This is a genomic window from Stenotrophomonas sp. YJH_SMC_33 (assembly GCF_059372295.1).
This window is the reverse complement of the sequence record NZ_JCAFVJ010000009.1, coordinates 140,615-154,903: the sequence shown is the minus strand read 5'-3', so window position 1 is coordinate 154,903 and position 14,289 is coordinate 140,615. Positions and strand designations below refer to the sequence as shown.

Here is a 14,289-nt window from a genome sequence, read left to right as displayed (position 1 = left end):
GCAGGCAGCAACATGTTCATGAGCCCGAAATGCTAGCAGACCCAACCCCCTCCCCGCTGGCCCAGCACTGGCGGCAACGCGATCTGCAGGTGCTCTGGCACCCGTGCACGCAGATGCGCGAGCACCCGCATACCCTGCCGCTGGTGCCGATCGCCCGTGGTGAAGGCGCATGGTTGATCGACCACGACGGCAATCGCTACCTGGACGCCGTCAGCAGTTGGTGGACCAACCTGTTCGGCCATGCCGAACCGCGCATCGGTGGTGCCATTGCCGCCCAGGCCAGGCAACTGGAACAGGTGATGCTTGCCGGCTTCGGCCATGAGCCAGCCATCAGCCTGGCCGAACGCCTGCTCGCACTGGCCCCACGCCAGCCTGGCCGCGAACCACTGGCCAAGGTGTTCTACGCCGACAACGGGTCCGCCGGCGTGGAAGTGGCGCTGAAGATGGCCTTCCAGTATTTCCAGAACCGAGGGGAACCGCAGCGCACGCGTTTCATCGCATTGGAGAACGGCTACCACGGCGAGACCCTCGGCGCGCTGGCGCTGGGAGACATTCCGCTGTATCGCCGCGTCTATGCGCCGCTGCTGGCCGAAGCGCTGTTCGCGCCCTCGCCCGATGCTTTCCTGGCTGAGCCCGGTCAGAGCCCGGCTGAGCGTGCACTGCAGGCCGCCGATGGCCTTGCCACGCTGTTCGACCAGCACCCGGGCGAGATCTGTGCGGTGATCCTGGAACCGCGCCTGCAGTGCGCCGGCGGCATGCGCATGCATGACCCGGTCTACCTGCAGCGCGTGCGCGAACTATGCGACGCCCATGGCGCGTTCATGATCGCCGACGAGATCGCCACCGGCTTCGGCCGCACCGGCACCCTGTTCGCCTGCGAGCAGGCCGGGGTGATGCCGGACCTGATGTGCCTGTCCAAGGGCCTGACCGGCGGCTTCCTGCCGCTGGCCACCGTGCTGGCCACGCAGGCGCTGTACGACGCCTTCCTCGACGACTCACGCGAGCGCGCCTTCCTGCATTCGCACAGCTATACCGGCAACCCGCTGGCCTGCGCGGCGGCATTGGCCACGCTGGACATCTTCCGCGACGACGATGTGATCGCCCGCAACCGTGGCATCGCCTCGGTGATGGGCACGCTGGCCGCACCGTTCAGCGACCATCCGCACGTGGCCGACGTGCGCCAAGCCGGCATGGTAGTTGCCTTCGAGCTGTCGCGCGACGGCAACAAGCGCACGCCCTTCGACCCGGCCATGCGGCTGGGCCTGCATGCCTACAAGGCCGCGCTGAAACGTGGCGTGGTGCTGCGTCCGCTGGGCGACGTGCTGTACTGGATGCCACCCTACTGCGTGGACGACGAACAACTGGAGCTGCTGGCACATACCACGCTGGCGGCGATTGACGAGGCGATTGCATGCGCGTGACCCGCTGCCCCATCGACCTGGCGCTGCACAGCGGCCAGACCGTGACCCTGCCGGAAGAGACGGCCAACCATCTGGTGCGGGTGATGCGCCTGCGCGAGGGTGATACCTGCGTGCTGTTCAACGGCGATGGCCACGACTACAGCGCCACGCTGACTGCCGCCGGCAAGCGCGAGGTGCAGGTGCGCATCGATGCGGTGCAGGCGGTGGGCAACGAATCGCCGCTGGCGATCACCCTGCTGCAGGGCATTGCCCGAGGCGAAAAGATGGACCTGATCCTGCAGAAGGCCACCGAGCTGGGCGTGGCGGCGATCATTCCGGTGAATGCCGAGCGTACCGAGGTGAAGCTGGATGCGGCTCGGGCGGAGAAGCGCGTGTCGCACTGGAACAATGTGGTGACCTCGGCCTGCGGCCAGTCCGGGCGCGCGCGCATTCCGCAGGTGGGCCCGCCGCTGTCGCTGGCACAGGCCGCGGCGGCACTGCCCGCCGATACGCTGCGGCTGACCCTGGACCCGCTGGGTGCCCATCGCCTGTCGACGCTGGACGCGGCGCCGGCGGGCGGCATCGTGATCGCGATCGGTCCGGAAGGCGGCTGGTCGCCGCGCGACCGTGATCAGTTGGCAGCAGCAGGCTTCCAGGGCCTTCAACTGGGCCCGCGCATCCTGCGAACCGAGACCGCCGGGCTGGCCGCGATTGCCGCATTGCAGGCGCGGCTGGGCGATCTGGGGTGAGGCTGATTCGTTGTAGTGCCGGCCAGCGCGTCCAGGGCGGCAGCCGAGCGTAGGCTCGGCTCTACAGGCCCGCGCCAGATTGCAGTTTCCTTGTAGAGCCGAGCCATGCTCGGCTCGGTGCCGGTCGGCAGCCGGCACTACCAGCCTGGTGGATCAAGCCGCCAGCGAATCCAGGGCGGCTTCCAGTGCGTCGAGGTTCGGCAGCAGCGCGCTCTGCTCACCCAGCAGCACGCGCATGTGCACGATCTGCGGCAGGGTTTCCTCGGAAGCATCGGCCAGCAGGCCATCGCGCGGCACCGAGATCAGCTGCGGGAAATTCTGCGTCAGCAGCGCGTAGTACGGGCGCTGCGCGTTGCCGCTGAGGGCCTTCAGCACCACCACCTTGTTGTGGCCGCCCACGGCTTCCTCGCCCAGGCCGGAAAGGCGCGCGAACGACACCAGCGGCACCTGCCAGCCGTGCCAACCGATTTCGCCGACCAGCCAGCGCGGGGCATCGGAAACCGGCTGCACCGGCACCCGCGACATCATTTCGGCCACGGTGGCATTGGGCAGCAGCACGCGTTCGTTGCCGGCCTGGATCAGGACGCCTCGGATTTCGTCATTGCTGGCATAGCTCATGGTGCGTCTCCGTTATCGTCTTCCACGCCCCAGCGCGAGGCGATGGCCTGCGCCAGTTCCTGTGGTTCACCGGCCACCATGCCAGCGGCGACCACCGCCGTGGCCGCGGCAGGGTCATAGCAGCCCTCGCCGACCTGCCCGGCCACCCACGCACCGGCGGCGGCCAGATCCAGTGCCGGCCCCACAAGCGCAAGGTCGGCGCCGCTGAGCAGGACCAGCGCGGTGTGCTCAGCCGGCAGCGCGGCAATCGAGATCCCTTGCGCGTCGCTGACGAAATGCAGGCCGTCGCTGGCTGCCTGCACGCCGATGTCATCGGCCAGCACGTGCACTTCACCGGGTGTTGCACGCTGGCCGACTTCGGCCAGCTGCACCGGCAGCGGCGACACGCGCGCCATCTGCTTGACCAGGTTTCCGTAGCGGCCACCGTCCAAGCGCATATGCACCAGTACCGGCACGCTCAGCGATGCAGGCAGCGCGCCCAGCAGGCGACGCAGTGCATCCGGGCCGCCGATGCCGGCCAGCACCAGCAACGATCCGGCGCGTGCGCCCACGGGCGCACCAGCATCCAGATCGACCAGGCTCAGATGGCCGGTATCGAAGGAAGGCAGCGGTGCCTCCGGCGCGGCGTGTTGCGAAGCGGCTGCCGGAACGTCGGCCACGTCATCGACCAGCGACCATGCGGTGTGGTCGAAGGAGATCGGCGGAATGGGCGGCGCTGCGGGCGCGATCTCCGCCAGCGATGGCGGTTCGGGGGCCTCCAGCGGCTCAGGCACGACCGGCTGCAGCGCCGCCAGCGCCTGTTCCAGCGCAATCGGTTCGTGCAGCTGCGCAGGCGGCGAGTACAGGCTGTCAGCGGGGACCTCGTCGGCCCAGCTCGATGCCTGGTCCAAGTGCGCCTGCAGCGCTTCTTCCTGCGGTGCCGGTGGCGGTGCCGGATGGCCCGGCGCCAGTTGCAGGCTGGGTTCTTCTTCGGCCCCCGGCGGCAACACCTGCTGATGGCCATGCAGCTTCGCGGCCAGATGACGGCCCCAGCGCTGGGCCTCCCAGCCATCACGACGTGCGGCCAGTTCGGCCTCGTCGAAGACCAGGGTCAGGCCCGGTGCGGACAACACCGTTTCCAGGCGCTCCAATGCGTCCTCAATGGCGGTCTCCAGCGCAATCACCACGACCTGAGGTCGGGCGTCGTGCAGCAGCTGCGGCTCAAGGCTGTTCGGGTCGTCTTCCAGCACCAGCTGCACATCCGCATGCGACAGTGCCTCGCGCAGGCGCTCGCGCGCCGCGCCGGGACGGGCCAGCAGGGCAACGGCCGGAGCCGCCTGGGTTTCACTCACGGACACGGGCGATCCCCAACAGGTCGTACACGTTACGCATCAGGTCCAGTTCCTGGTACGGCTTGCCCAGATAACGCTGGACACCGATCTCGAAGGCGCGCTGGCGGTGCTTGTCACCGCTGCGCGAAGTGATCATCACGATCGGCACGTCCCTGTAGCGCGGGTCGGCACGCATCGCGGTAGCCAGCTCGTAGCCATCCATGCGCGGCATCTCGATGTCCAGCAGCATCAGGTCCGGTACCCGCTCTTCCAGTCGCTCCAGTGCTTCCACGCCGTCGCGCGCAACGCTGACCTCGAAGTTGTGGCGTTCGAGGATGCGGCCGGTGACCTTGCGCATGGTCAGCGAGTCGTCGACCACCATCACCAGCGGCACCTGGCGCTCCCGGCGCGGCGCATTGGCCAGTACCGGCAGCGTCGGGTTGGCCAGGAAACGGCGCACCAGCGGCGCCACGTCCAGGATCACCACCACGCGGCCGTCGCCGGTGATGGTGGCGCCGTAGATCCCCGGCACCGACGCGATCTGCAGGCCGACCGGCTTGACCACGATTTCGCGGTTGCCCAGCACCTGGTCGATCGCGACGGCGGCGCGCAGATCACCGGCACGGACCAACAGCAGTGGCACCTGCTCCTGGCCGTCGGCACGCGCCGGGGCCTGGCCGACCAAGCTGCCAAGGTCGTACAGCGGATAGTCTTCGCCGCTGTAGCGGTAGCTGCTGTCGGCAGCCTCGAAGCGCTCGCGCGACAGGCGGCCGATACCACTGACCGAGGCCACCGGCACTGCGAAGGTGGTTTCGCCGATCTGCACGAACACCGCCTGGGTGACCGCCAGCGTCTGCGGCAGGCGCAGGGTGAAGCGCACGCCCTGCCCACGCACTGACTGGATATCGACCGAGCCACCCAGCTGGCGCACTTCGTTGCGCACCACGTCCATGCCCACGCCACGGCCGGCCAGCTGGCTGACCTGGTCGGCGGTGGTGAAGCCTGACGCGAAGATGAGGTTGTCCAGTTCCTGCTCGTTCGGCTGCGCATCGGCGGCCAGCAGGCCGCGGTCGATTGCGCGGCGGCGGATCGCTTCGCGGTCCAGGCCAGCGCCGTCATCGGCCACTTCCAGGACGATTTCCGAGCCTTCGCGGTGCAGGCGGATGGCGATCTCGCCCTCCTCCGGCTTGCCGGCGGCGCGGCGCTGTTCCGGCGCTTCCAGGCCATGGGCCACCGAGTTGCGCAGCATGTGTTCCAGCGGCGCGACCATGCGGTCGAGAACGTTGCGGTCCAGTTCGCCGTGGGTGCCTTCCAGAGTCAGGTGGACCTGCTTGCCGGTATCCATGCCGGCCTGGCGGACCACGCGGCGCAGGCGCGGCACCAGGCCATCGAACGGCACCATGCGCGCGCGCATCAGGCCGTCCTGCAGCTCCGAACTGACACGCGACTGCTGCTGCAGCAGCGAATCGTACTGGCGCGACAGATCGTCCAGCACGCCCTGCAGGCCACCCAGGTCGGCCGCCGATTCGTTCAGCGCGCGGCTGAGCTGCTGCAGGGTGGAGAACCGATCCAGTTCCAGCGGGTCGAACTTCTGGTCGGCCTGGTCCTGCTCGCGCTGGTAGCGGGCGACGATCTGCGCCTCGGTTTCCAGGTCGAGGCGGCGCAGCTGGTCGCGCAGTCGCGCATTGGTGCGCTCCAGTTCGCCCATCGCGCCGCGGAAGGCGCCGAGCTGCTGTTCCAGGCGCGAGCGGTAGATCGCCACTTCACCGGCATGGTTGACCAGGCGGTCGAGCAGGTCGGCGCGCACGCGCACCTGTTCCTGCTGCGGACGTGCCAGGGGGTCTTCATCGACCGTACCCTCGGCCGGCAGCGGTGCCGACAGCGGCGCGTCGACAATCGGCGTCAGCGTGGCCGCAGCCTGCGCCGGCACGGTCTCGGCCTCGCTGGCTGCACGCGCGGCCGTGGCGGCTGCAGCAATATCGGTGGTGGTGCGAACCTCGAAGGCCTCCACCAGATCCAGCGCCGGCTCCACCACGCGGTGGGTGCCGGTACGGGTGAGCAGCTGGTGCAGGCGGTCAAAGCCGCGTTCCAGCAGCTGCACGTCGCGGCGCTCGATTTCGGTACGGCCAGCGGCCACCGCTTCCAGCAGCGATTCGATGCTGTGGCCGAGGTCGCCGATGGCATTGATACCGGCCATGCGAGCGCCCCCTTTGAGGGTGTGCAGGTCACGCTGCAGGCCGGCCAGCACCTCGCGATCCTGCGGTGCATCACGCAGCTCGCTGATCAGGCCATCACAGTGGTCGAGCAGGTCCCTGCCTTCCTCGACAAAGATGTCGACCAGCTCGCGGTCGTACACGCTGAAGTCAAGCGCATCGGCATCGGCACCGTCTTCGGCATCCGCCGCAACAGGCGCCTGCTCAACATCCGGCGCAGGGGGCTCGATGTCGGCCGCTGCGATCTCCGCGCCGGCACCGGTGTTGATCGTGCCCTGGCCCGGCGCCTCTTCCATTTCGAAGAACCGCACCGGAGCACCACTGCCAACGCGTGCCTCTGCGCTGAACGCCTCAATCACCGTCGCCGGGGACGGCTGATCGGCGCTCTCTCCTTCACCGACCGCCGCCTCCCCGCCGACGTCCGCATCCTCGGCAAAGGCATCTGCCTCGCCCGGCGCGAGTTCGCTGGCCTGGAGGCCGATCACGGGCCATTGCCCGTCGTCGTCCAGGGTCCGCTCTTGCTCGATCACGTGCAGGCCGGCCTCGAGCGCGGCTGCCAGCGTGACCGGTTCTGCGAAACCCGGCACAGCCATTTCATCCTGCAGGCTCGACAGCTCGCTGTCGAGTGGCAATGCAGCAGCGTCGTCAATGACGCTGTCATCGCCGCTGCCCGAATCAAAGGACAAGGACGTATTCAGGTCGATCGCGTCAACTTCCGCAGACACCGGCAGCTCTTCCGCGTCGCGGTCGTCGACCGGCAGCGCACTGGCGTCGAGGTACGGCGACAGATCGTCGGCCATGGTCAGATCAGCGTCGTCGACGGTCTCGATCGTGGGCGCGGCAGCTGCGTCGGCCCCTTCGACAACAGGCGCACTCTCCACCGGCTGGATCGATTCAATCGCGCCGGTGTACGCCACTGCGGGTTCATCTTCTCCCTGCACCGACGGCCAGCCGGCATCGAAGTAACGCGAAAGATCGTCGCTGGCGGTCAACTCGCCGACTTCCAGGCCGCTGTCGGCGGCGACGTCCGGCGTCCTGAGGTCGGGCGCAGATGGAACCGGTTCCAGCGCATCTTCGGCAAGCGGCTCGGCAATGAGATCAGGAGCCGCATCGGAAGCAACGGGCATGCTGGTTTCGCCCAGCGCGTCCAGGCCGGCCAGCGGCGCTTCGGCTTCGGATGCCTGCTCGACATCTGGCGCCGGTTCGGTGCCCTCTTCATCCTCGTCTTCCGACGCGAACAGCGGCCAGCGCGCTTCCGGCAGCTCGCCAGCCAATGCCTGCAGCCGCTGCACCAGCGCATCCTGCGGCGCAATGCGCGGGTGTTCGGCCTGCAGCGCCTCCATGGTCGCGGTGATCGCCTGCGCAGCTGCGTCCAGCGCGGCGACACCCTCGTCGCCAGGTACCACATCGGCGGCCAGAGCCCGCTTGATGTAGGACTCGGCGCCGCCGGTAACGGCGGTGATTTCCGGCACTTCGGTCATCGCGAAGGCGCCGTTCATGGTGTGAACCGCACGCAGCAGTGCGTCGCTGACCGGCTGCGGTGCCTGCTGTGCCGAGCGCAGCCACTCCTGCAGGGTCGCCTGGTGGACTTCGACCTCGGCCTCGAGGATCTCGCGCAGCACGCTGTCGATGTTGGCCGGGGTCCCGGCGTCTTCGGCCACCGCCGAGGCATCGGCCTGCGCCGACGCAGCGGCCTCGGCGTCCAGCAGGCGGCTGATTTCATCTTCGCCTTCGGACTCGGCCAGTGTCGCTGCCGGTGCGGCCGCAGCCGGCAACGGCACGTAGAAGGTCTCCTCGCCGGCGCCGACCCGATCGGCGATGGCCTGCATTGCCTGCAGGTCCACGCTGATGCGCTGGCCATGGCGCAGCGCGGCATTCAACTGCGGCAGTGCGGCGTGCGCATTGTCGACCATTGCCAGCACGGCCGGCGTGGCCGGCCGGCTGCCATCGAGCACGCGGTTGAGCATGCCCTCGATCTTCCAGGCGAACTCGCCCAGGGTGCGCGCGCCGACCAGTCGGCCACTGCCCTTGAGGGTGTGGAAGATGCGGCGGATCGGCCGCAGCCGGTCCATGTTGTCCAGCTGCGTGCGCCATGCCGGCAGCAGCGTGCCAAGGTTGGCCAGTTCGTCGTCGAACTCTTCCAGGAACACCTCGCGGATGTCCTCGTCGATGTTCTCGGCATCGTCGTCGAAGCCGGCCTCGAAGCCGGCCTCGGTCCCAGCCACGACCGGGATGTCCGCAGCGGGCGGAGCCGCCATGGCCTGCGGATTGAAGTCGGCCGCCGCGGCGCTCAGCTCGGCAAAGAACTGTGCGTCGGCTTCGCTGAAATCGATCGGTGCGATGGTGTCGATATCAATCACCGACACCGCCGGTGCCTGTGCATCGGAGGCCGGCGTCAGCACCTCGGCCATCGGCGCGGCCGCGTGCTCCGGCACATCCGCCGCAACGGCGTCGACTTCGGCAACCACGGGGCTTTCGTCCAACGGCTGGGGCGTGGCGTCATCGACGGTCTCCAGCGACGGATGCAGTCCGGCGTCGTCGTCCAGCGACAGCGTCTCCATGGCGTGCAGCGACAGCACGTCGTCGGCGTTATCCAGCGCATCGGCGTCGAAACGGAACACCACGTCGTCACGGGCAGCAACCACATCGTGCTCGGCAGCCACCGGGTCGAACACCGGCGCTGCAAAGCCAGTGGTGTCAAAGGGTACCGACGCGTCGACGTCGTGCTCGACATCCGCCACTGCCACATCAGCCGATACCGGTGGTGTCGCCTCCGACAGCGTCCATTGCGGCACCGATTCCATTCCGGTTTCGGCGCGTTCGAAGCTGACCGGATCGAAACTGGCGAAGGTCGGGCTGCGTTCGTCTTCGGCACTCGCGGCCGGATCGGCGTCCGGATGGAACGGCGCGAGATCCCACTGCGGCACCTCGGGCGCAGGTGCGCTGGAGGCGGCGAAGACCAGCGCCGCCTCGCGGTCGTCATGCAGCGACAGCGGTGTGGATGCAAGGTTCCCCAGCGCACCGAACATCAGGCGGTTGTCCAGCACCTCCGGTGCAGGCGTGGCCGGTGGTGGATCAAAGGTGAAGTCCGGCAAGGGCACCGGCACAGTGCCGGCGGCGGGCGCGGCTGGCTGAACCGGAATCTCGATGCGCTCCGGCTGCAAAGGCTCGGCCTGCAGCGCGACCGGCTCCCGGTCCACCAGCAGCGATGCGAACGGAACCGGCGCGGCGGCAACCGGTTCCACCGCGTTGCGGTCCGGCAACGGCCAATAGCGCAGCGCTTCAAGGCTGCTGCGGGTGATGTCGAGGATGTCCTCGCGGCCCGGACGGCGGTCGCGCAGGGCTTCCAGGTAGTACTCCAGGCTGGCCATGGCATCGGCCAGGGTGTCCAGCTGGCGGCCACTGGGCACGCGCTGGCGACCGATCAGCTCGGCCTCGATGTACTGCTGTACGCCACGCAGGTAGTCTGCGGCGGTGCCCAGATCGAGCATGCGCAGCGCACCGGATACATCACCCAGCAGGCGCGGCACATCCTGCAGCTCGGCATGGTTCCAGCTGGTTTCGATGAACGCGACGAAATGCTCGCGGGCGGCGGCGAAGTTGGCGATGGCTTCATGCGCCAGCACCTCCACCGTGCGGCGGTTCTCAACCGCGCTCGGATCGTCCTCGCCACTGCCGCCAGCGCCCAGATGGGCGACCTGGTCGTCCAGCGAGGCGTCCACGTAGAGCAGTGCCCCGGCGATATCCAGCAGCAGGTTCTCATCGATCTGCTGGCGCCCTTCCACCACCCCACGCAGTGCGTCACGCTGCTGCACGACCACGCTGCGGGCCACGCCCAGGCCCATCATGCCCAGCGTATCGGCCACCGCCCCGAGCTCGTTGGCCTGGGTCTGCAGCTGTTCCGGAGCACCGCCGGTGCGCAGGTGCAGGTCCAGCGCATCCTTGATGCGCAGCAGTTCTTCCTTCACCGCACTGCCAACCGTGTCCAGCAACTCGCGGTTGCGCCCGCTCAGGCTGCCGCGGGCATGGTCCAGCTCGGCCTCGGTGGCGGTGACGCTGTCCGGTGCGAATGCCAGCAGCACGCTGTCATGCACGCCTTCTTCGCCACGCGCGGCACGAATCTCGTTGAGCAGCGGCATCAGCACGATCGGAATATCGCGATGCCCGTTCTGCAGGCGCTCCAGATAATCGGGCAGCAGCACGCTGCCACGCATCAGGGTCGCGCAGGCTTCATCACGGTCGGCCACGCCGTCGGCCCCGATGGCATTGGCCAGTTGTTCCAGTTCCTCGGCCACCATCGCCGGTGCATACAGCTCGACCATGCGCAGGGTGCCCTGCACCTGGTGCAGGTAGCCGGCGCAGATGCGCATGCGGCTGGCATCGCTCGGGTCTTCGGCGTAGTACTCGACCTCGTTGCGCACCTGGCGCAGGGTCTCGTCCAGCTCGGGCTTGACCCAGCCCAGCGCTGCGTGGCTCATCGCATCGCGCAGACTGCTCATGGACGCGCTCCGTTCGCCGCCGCGCGGTGGCCGCGCGAGTTCTGGCGTGGGAAATGGAAATGCTTCATCGACTGGTTCCTTGCTCGCCGCCCTGCCCGCGTCACGCCGGCAGCTTGAAGTCGGCGACCGAACGACGCAGGTCCGCCGCCAGCTGCGCGAGGTGGCCGATCGATTCGGCGGTCTGCCCGGCGCCCTGCGAGGTCTGGCCGGTGATCTGCCGGATCACGCCCATGGTGCGGGTGATGTCCGAGGCCGCAGCCGACTGCTGCTGGGCGGCGATGGAGATGTTCTTGATGAGGGTGTTCAGTGCATTGGACACGCGCTCGATCTCGGTCAGCGCGGTGCCGGCATCCTCGGCCAGGCGTGCACCGGACACCACTTCGGCGGTGGTCTGTTCCATCGAGGTGACCGCTTCGTTGGTGTCGGCCTGAATGGCCTGCACCAGGTTCTCGATGCGTCGGGTCGCGCCGGAGGTACGTTCTGCCAGGCGCTGCACTTCGTCGGCCACGACCGCGAAACCGCGACCCGCTTCACCGGCCGACGCCGCCTGCACCGCTGCGTTCAACGCCAGGATGTTGGTCTGTTCGGAAATGTCGTTGATCAGTTCCACGATCGAGCCGATTTCCTGTGACGACTCACCCAGGCGCTTGATGCGCTTGGAGGTTTCCTGGATCTGGTCACGGATCTGGTCCATGCCCTGGATGGTCTCGCGCACCACGCCGGCACCTTCGGCGGCAATCACCACCGAGCGCTGTGCCACGTCGGCCGACTCGGCCGAGTTGCGCGACACCTGTTCGATGCTTGCCGCGATTTCGCCGATGCGGTCCGACGCCGAGGTGATCTGGTTGGCCTGGTGGCCGGCCGCCTCTGCCAGCTGCATGGCGGTGGCCTGGGTCTCCTGGGTGGACAGCGCGACCTTGGCCGAGGTGTCATTGATGGTGGTCACCAGGTGGCGCAGCTCGTCGACGGCGTAGTTGATCGCGTCGGCGATGGCACCCGTCATGTCCTCGGTCACCGAGGCCTTCACCGTCAGGTCGCCCTCACCCAGCGATGAGATTTCGTCCAGCAGCCGCATGATCGCCTGCTGGTTGCGGCTGTTGAATTCCACCTGGGTCTGGTAGCGCAGTTCCTGCTCGCGCGAGCGGCTGCGCACGTTGGTGGAAACAAAGCCGATGATCGCGATCAGCGACAGCGCACCGGAGACCACACCGATCCAGAAGTTCGGGAACAGGCGGGTGTCAGACACCGAGCCGAACGAGGAGAACGCGTCGAACAGCTTGCGGCTGTCATCCAGCATGTGGGCCGAACCCTGGCCCAGCGCGGTGGCGGCGGACTGCGCCGCGAACAGCTGGCGCGAGCTGGCCAGGATCGCGTCAGCGTCCTGCTTCATCGCTTCCCACTTCTGCTGCGACTGTTCCAGCGCGGCCACGGCAGCGGCACCGCGCACGGCGGTGATGCCCAGTTCCTCGTTGCCATTGCGCAGGCCGTCGAGCACCTGCGAGAACACGGTGATGTCACGCGCCAGCGCATCGCCGGCCGTAGCAGCGCCGCTGCCACCGGCGCGCATTTCGGTTACGCGGCGGGCCATGGAGCCGGCCACCACGACCTGCTGCAGTGCGCTGTACACCTGCGACGAGGGCGCGCCGGCAGCGGACATCGCACGCACCAGCTCGTTCAGCTGGGCCTGCAGCCCCGGCACGGCGCCGGTGAAGTTGTTGGCGTTGCCGGCCAGGGCCAGCACCGCCGGTTCACTGGCCACCAGCTGCCCGGCCTGCTTGCCCAGCGGCGCCCAGGTCTCGCCCAGCGTGGCGATCGCACCGGACACGCCCGGCTCCTTGCCATAGCGGCCCTGCAGGGTCGACACATTCTGTTCGATCGCGTTGCGGGTGGCCTTGAAGGCAGTGAACGCCTGCGCGTTGCCGCCCACCGCGTCACGGCCCTGGTTGGCCAGCTGCTGCGACAGCACCTGCAGGTCGGCCGCCTTGGAACCGGCATCGGCCAGGCGACTGCCCTGCCAGGTAGCGACGCCGGTGTTGACGCCGAACAGGATCATCGATGCCAGCAGCAGGAACAGCCAGAGGTTGCTGCCGCCCAGCCGCAGCTTGCCGGTCTTGGTGGCGTCCGAAGCAGTACTCATCGTTCAACCTCGATCTTCAATGCAGGGGGCGATGCCCGGCCTCAGGCCGCGGCTTGCCGGAATTCAGGGGTGCGCGACAGCAGCGAAAGCGAGAATACGCCCCAGTCGTGGCCGTCGGCATGGAAGGCGCGATCGACGAAATGGCCGTAGCGCCCTTCGGCCAGCATGCCGGCCTCGATCTGCTGGTCCAGTTCGAAGCTGCGCTGGCCGAACAGTTCATCGATGGTCAGTGCGACGTCGCCACCGGCCTGGCGCATGATCAGCACGCGCTGGCCTTCCTGCTGCACGGTACGCACGCCTTCCAGGAAGTACTTCAGGTCGACCACCGGGAACAGGTTGCCGCGCAGATTGCCCACGCCGAGCAGCCAGGGCTGCGCGCATGGCACCGGGGTCACCGGCGGCATCGGCACGATCTCCACCACTTCGCGGAAATCGGACACCAGCCGGCGCTGGCCGACGCGGTAGCCCACGCCACGCCAGAGGTCCTGGGCGAACTGCCGTTCGGGCAGCTGCACCGCGTGGGCCAGGCTGCGGCGTTCATAGGCTTCGAGGATGTCGAAAGGCGAGCGCATCAGGCCACCAGTTCGTTGATCCGCGCGATCAGTTCATCCTCGCGCGGCGGCTTGACGATGTAATCGGCCGCGCCCTGGCGCAGGCCCCAGGCCTTGTCGGTTTCCATCGCCTTGGTGCTGACGATGATCACCGGGATGTGCTTGATCGCCGCGTCACGGGCCATCGCGCGGGTGGCCTGGAAGCCGCTCATGCCGGGCAGGACCACGTCCATCAGCACCAGTTGCGGCACCCGGTCGCGGACCAGCTGCAGTCCATCCTCGGCGTTGTCCGCTTCCAGCACCTCGTGGCCGGCACGGCGCAGCCACTGGGTGAACACCGCGCGGTCGGTCGGTGAATCCTCGATCAGAACGATACGAGCCATTGTGCCTTTCCCCCCTGGTCAGGCGTTGACGTATGTGCGGATGGCACCCAGCAGTTCTTCACGCGTGAATGGCTTGGTCAGGTATTGCTCCGAGCCGACGATGCGTCCCCGCGCCTTGTCGAACAGGCCATCCTTGGACGAGAGCATGATGACCGGGGTCGCCTTGAACAGCTGGTTGCCCTTGATCAGCGCACAGGTCTGGTACCCGTCCAGGCGCGGCATCATGATGTCGACGAAGATGATCTGCGGTTGCTGGTCTGCGATCTTCGCAAGCGCTTCAAAGCCGTCGGTGGCGGTGACCACCTCGCAGCCTTCCCGCTTGAGCAGTGTTTCCGCAGTCCTGCGGATGGTCTTCGAATCATCGATGACCATCACCCGGAGTCCTGCGAGTTCCCCGCCCGCAGTCGTGTTTTCAGTCATTGCCTATCC

Annotated in this window: 9 protein-coding genes; 2 read left to right on the top strand and 7 right to left on the bottom strand. The window is 67.9% G+C overall.

What is annotated here, in order from left to right:
- Nucleotides 1-29: 29 nt before the first annotated feature.
- Together bioA and AC5P9W_RS14710 are read left to right on the top strand one after the other, a co-directional pair.
- The gene (gene bioA / locus AC5P9W_RS14715; RefSeq protein ID WP_220078224.1) at nt 30-1,421 is read left to right on the top strand and encodes an adenosylmethionine--8-amino-7-oxononanoate transaminase; all 1,392 of its coding nucleotides are present in this window, start codon (nt 30-32) and stop codon (nt 1,419-1,421) included.
- A complete protein-coding gene (locus AC5P9W_RS14710; protein ID WP_288041423.1) occupies nt 1,412-2,149 on the top strand; it encodes a 16S rRNA (uracil(1498)-N(3))-methyltransferase in 738 nt (245 codons plus the stop codon). Before bioA ends, AC5P9W_RS14710 begins: the two co-directional genes overlap by 10 nt.
- 153 nt (nt 2,150-2,302) lie before the next feature.
- Here the strand turns inward: AC5P9W_RS14710 and AC5P9W_RS14705 are convergent, their stop codons facing one another.
- The 7 genes from AC5P9W_RS14705 to pilG all read right to left on the bottom strand — a co-directional run bounded on the left by AC5P9W_RS14705 (nt 2,303) and on the right by pilG (nt 14,280).
- Nucleotides 2,303-2,767 carry a chemotaxis protein CheW gene (locus AC5P9W_RS14705; RefSeq protein WP_005410712.1) on the bottom strand — a complete coding sequence of 155 codons (465 nt, stop codon included), beginning with the start codon at nt 2,765-2,767 and terminating at the stop codon, nt 2,303-2,305.
- A complete protein-coding gene (locus AC5P9W_RS14700; protein WP_021203309.1) occupies nt 2,764-4,104 on the bottom strand; it encodes a chemotaxis protein CheB in 1,341 nt (446 codons plus the stop codon). Before AC5P9W_RS14700 ends, AC5P9W_RS14705 begins: the two co-directional genes overlap by 4 nt.
- On the bottom strand, nt 4,091-10,789 hold the full coding sequence (locus AC5P9W_RS14695; protein WP_495219339.1) for an Hpt domain-containing protein: 6,699 nt from the start codon (nt 10,787-10,789) through the stop codon (nt 4,091-4,093). The genes AC5P9W_RS14700 and AC5P9W_RS14695 overlap by 14 nt, the downstream gene beginning before the upstream one ends.
- A 100-nt stretch (nt 10,790-10,889) precedes the next feature.
- A complete protein-coding gene (locus AC5P9W_RS14690; protein ID WP_019660096.1) occupies nt 10,890-12,926 on the bottom strand; it encodes a methyl-accepting chemotaxis protein in 2,037 nt (678 codons plus the stop codon).
- A 41-nt stretch (nt 12,927-12,967) separates the two neighbouring features.
- Nucleotides 12,968-13,498: a chemotaxis protein CheW gene (locus tag AC5P9W_RS14685; protein ID WP_019660097.1), complete on the bottom strand. Its 531-nt coding sequence runs from the start codon at nt 13,496-13,498 to the stop codon at nt 12,968-12,970.
- The gene (locus AC5P9W_RS14680; RefSeq protein ID WP_111102088.1) at nt 13,498-13,860 is read right to left on the bottom strand and encodes a response regulator; all 363 of its coding nucleotides are present in this window, start codon (nt 13,858-13,860) and stop codon (nt 13,498-13,500) included. Before AC5P9W_RS14680 ends, AC5P9W_RS14685 begins: the two co-directional genes overlap by 1 nt.
- Nucleotides 13,861-13,878: 18 nt before the next feature.
- Nucleotides 13,879-14,280, bottom strand: coding sequence for a twitching motility response regulator PilG (gene pilG / locus AC5P9W_RS14675; RefSeq protein ID WP_005418455.1), 402 nt, complete (start codon nt 14,278-14,280; stop codon nt 13,879-13,881).
- Nucleotides 14,281-14,289: the final 9 nt, after the last annotated feature.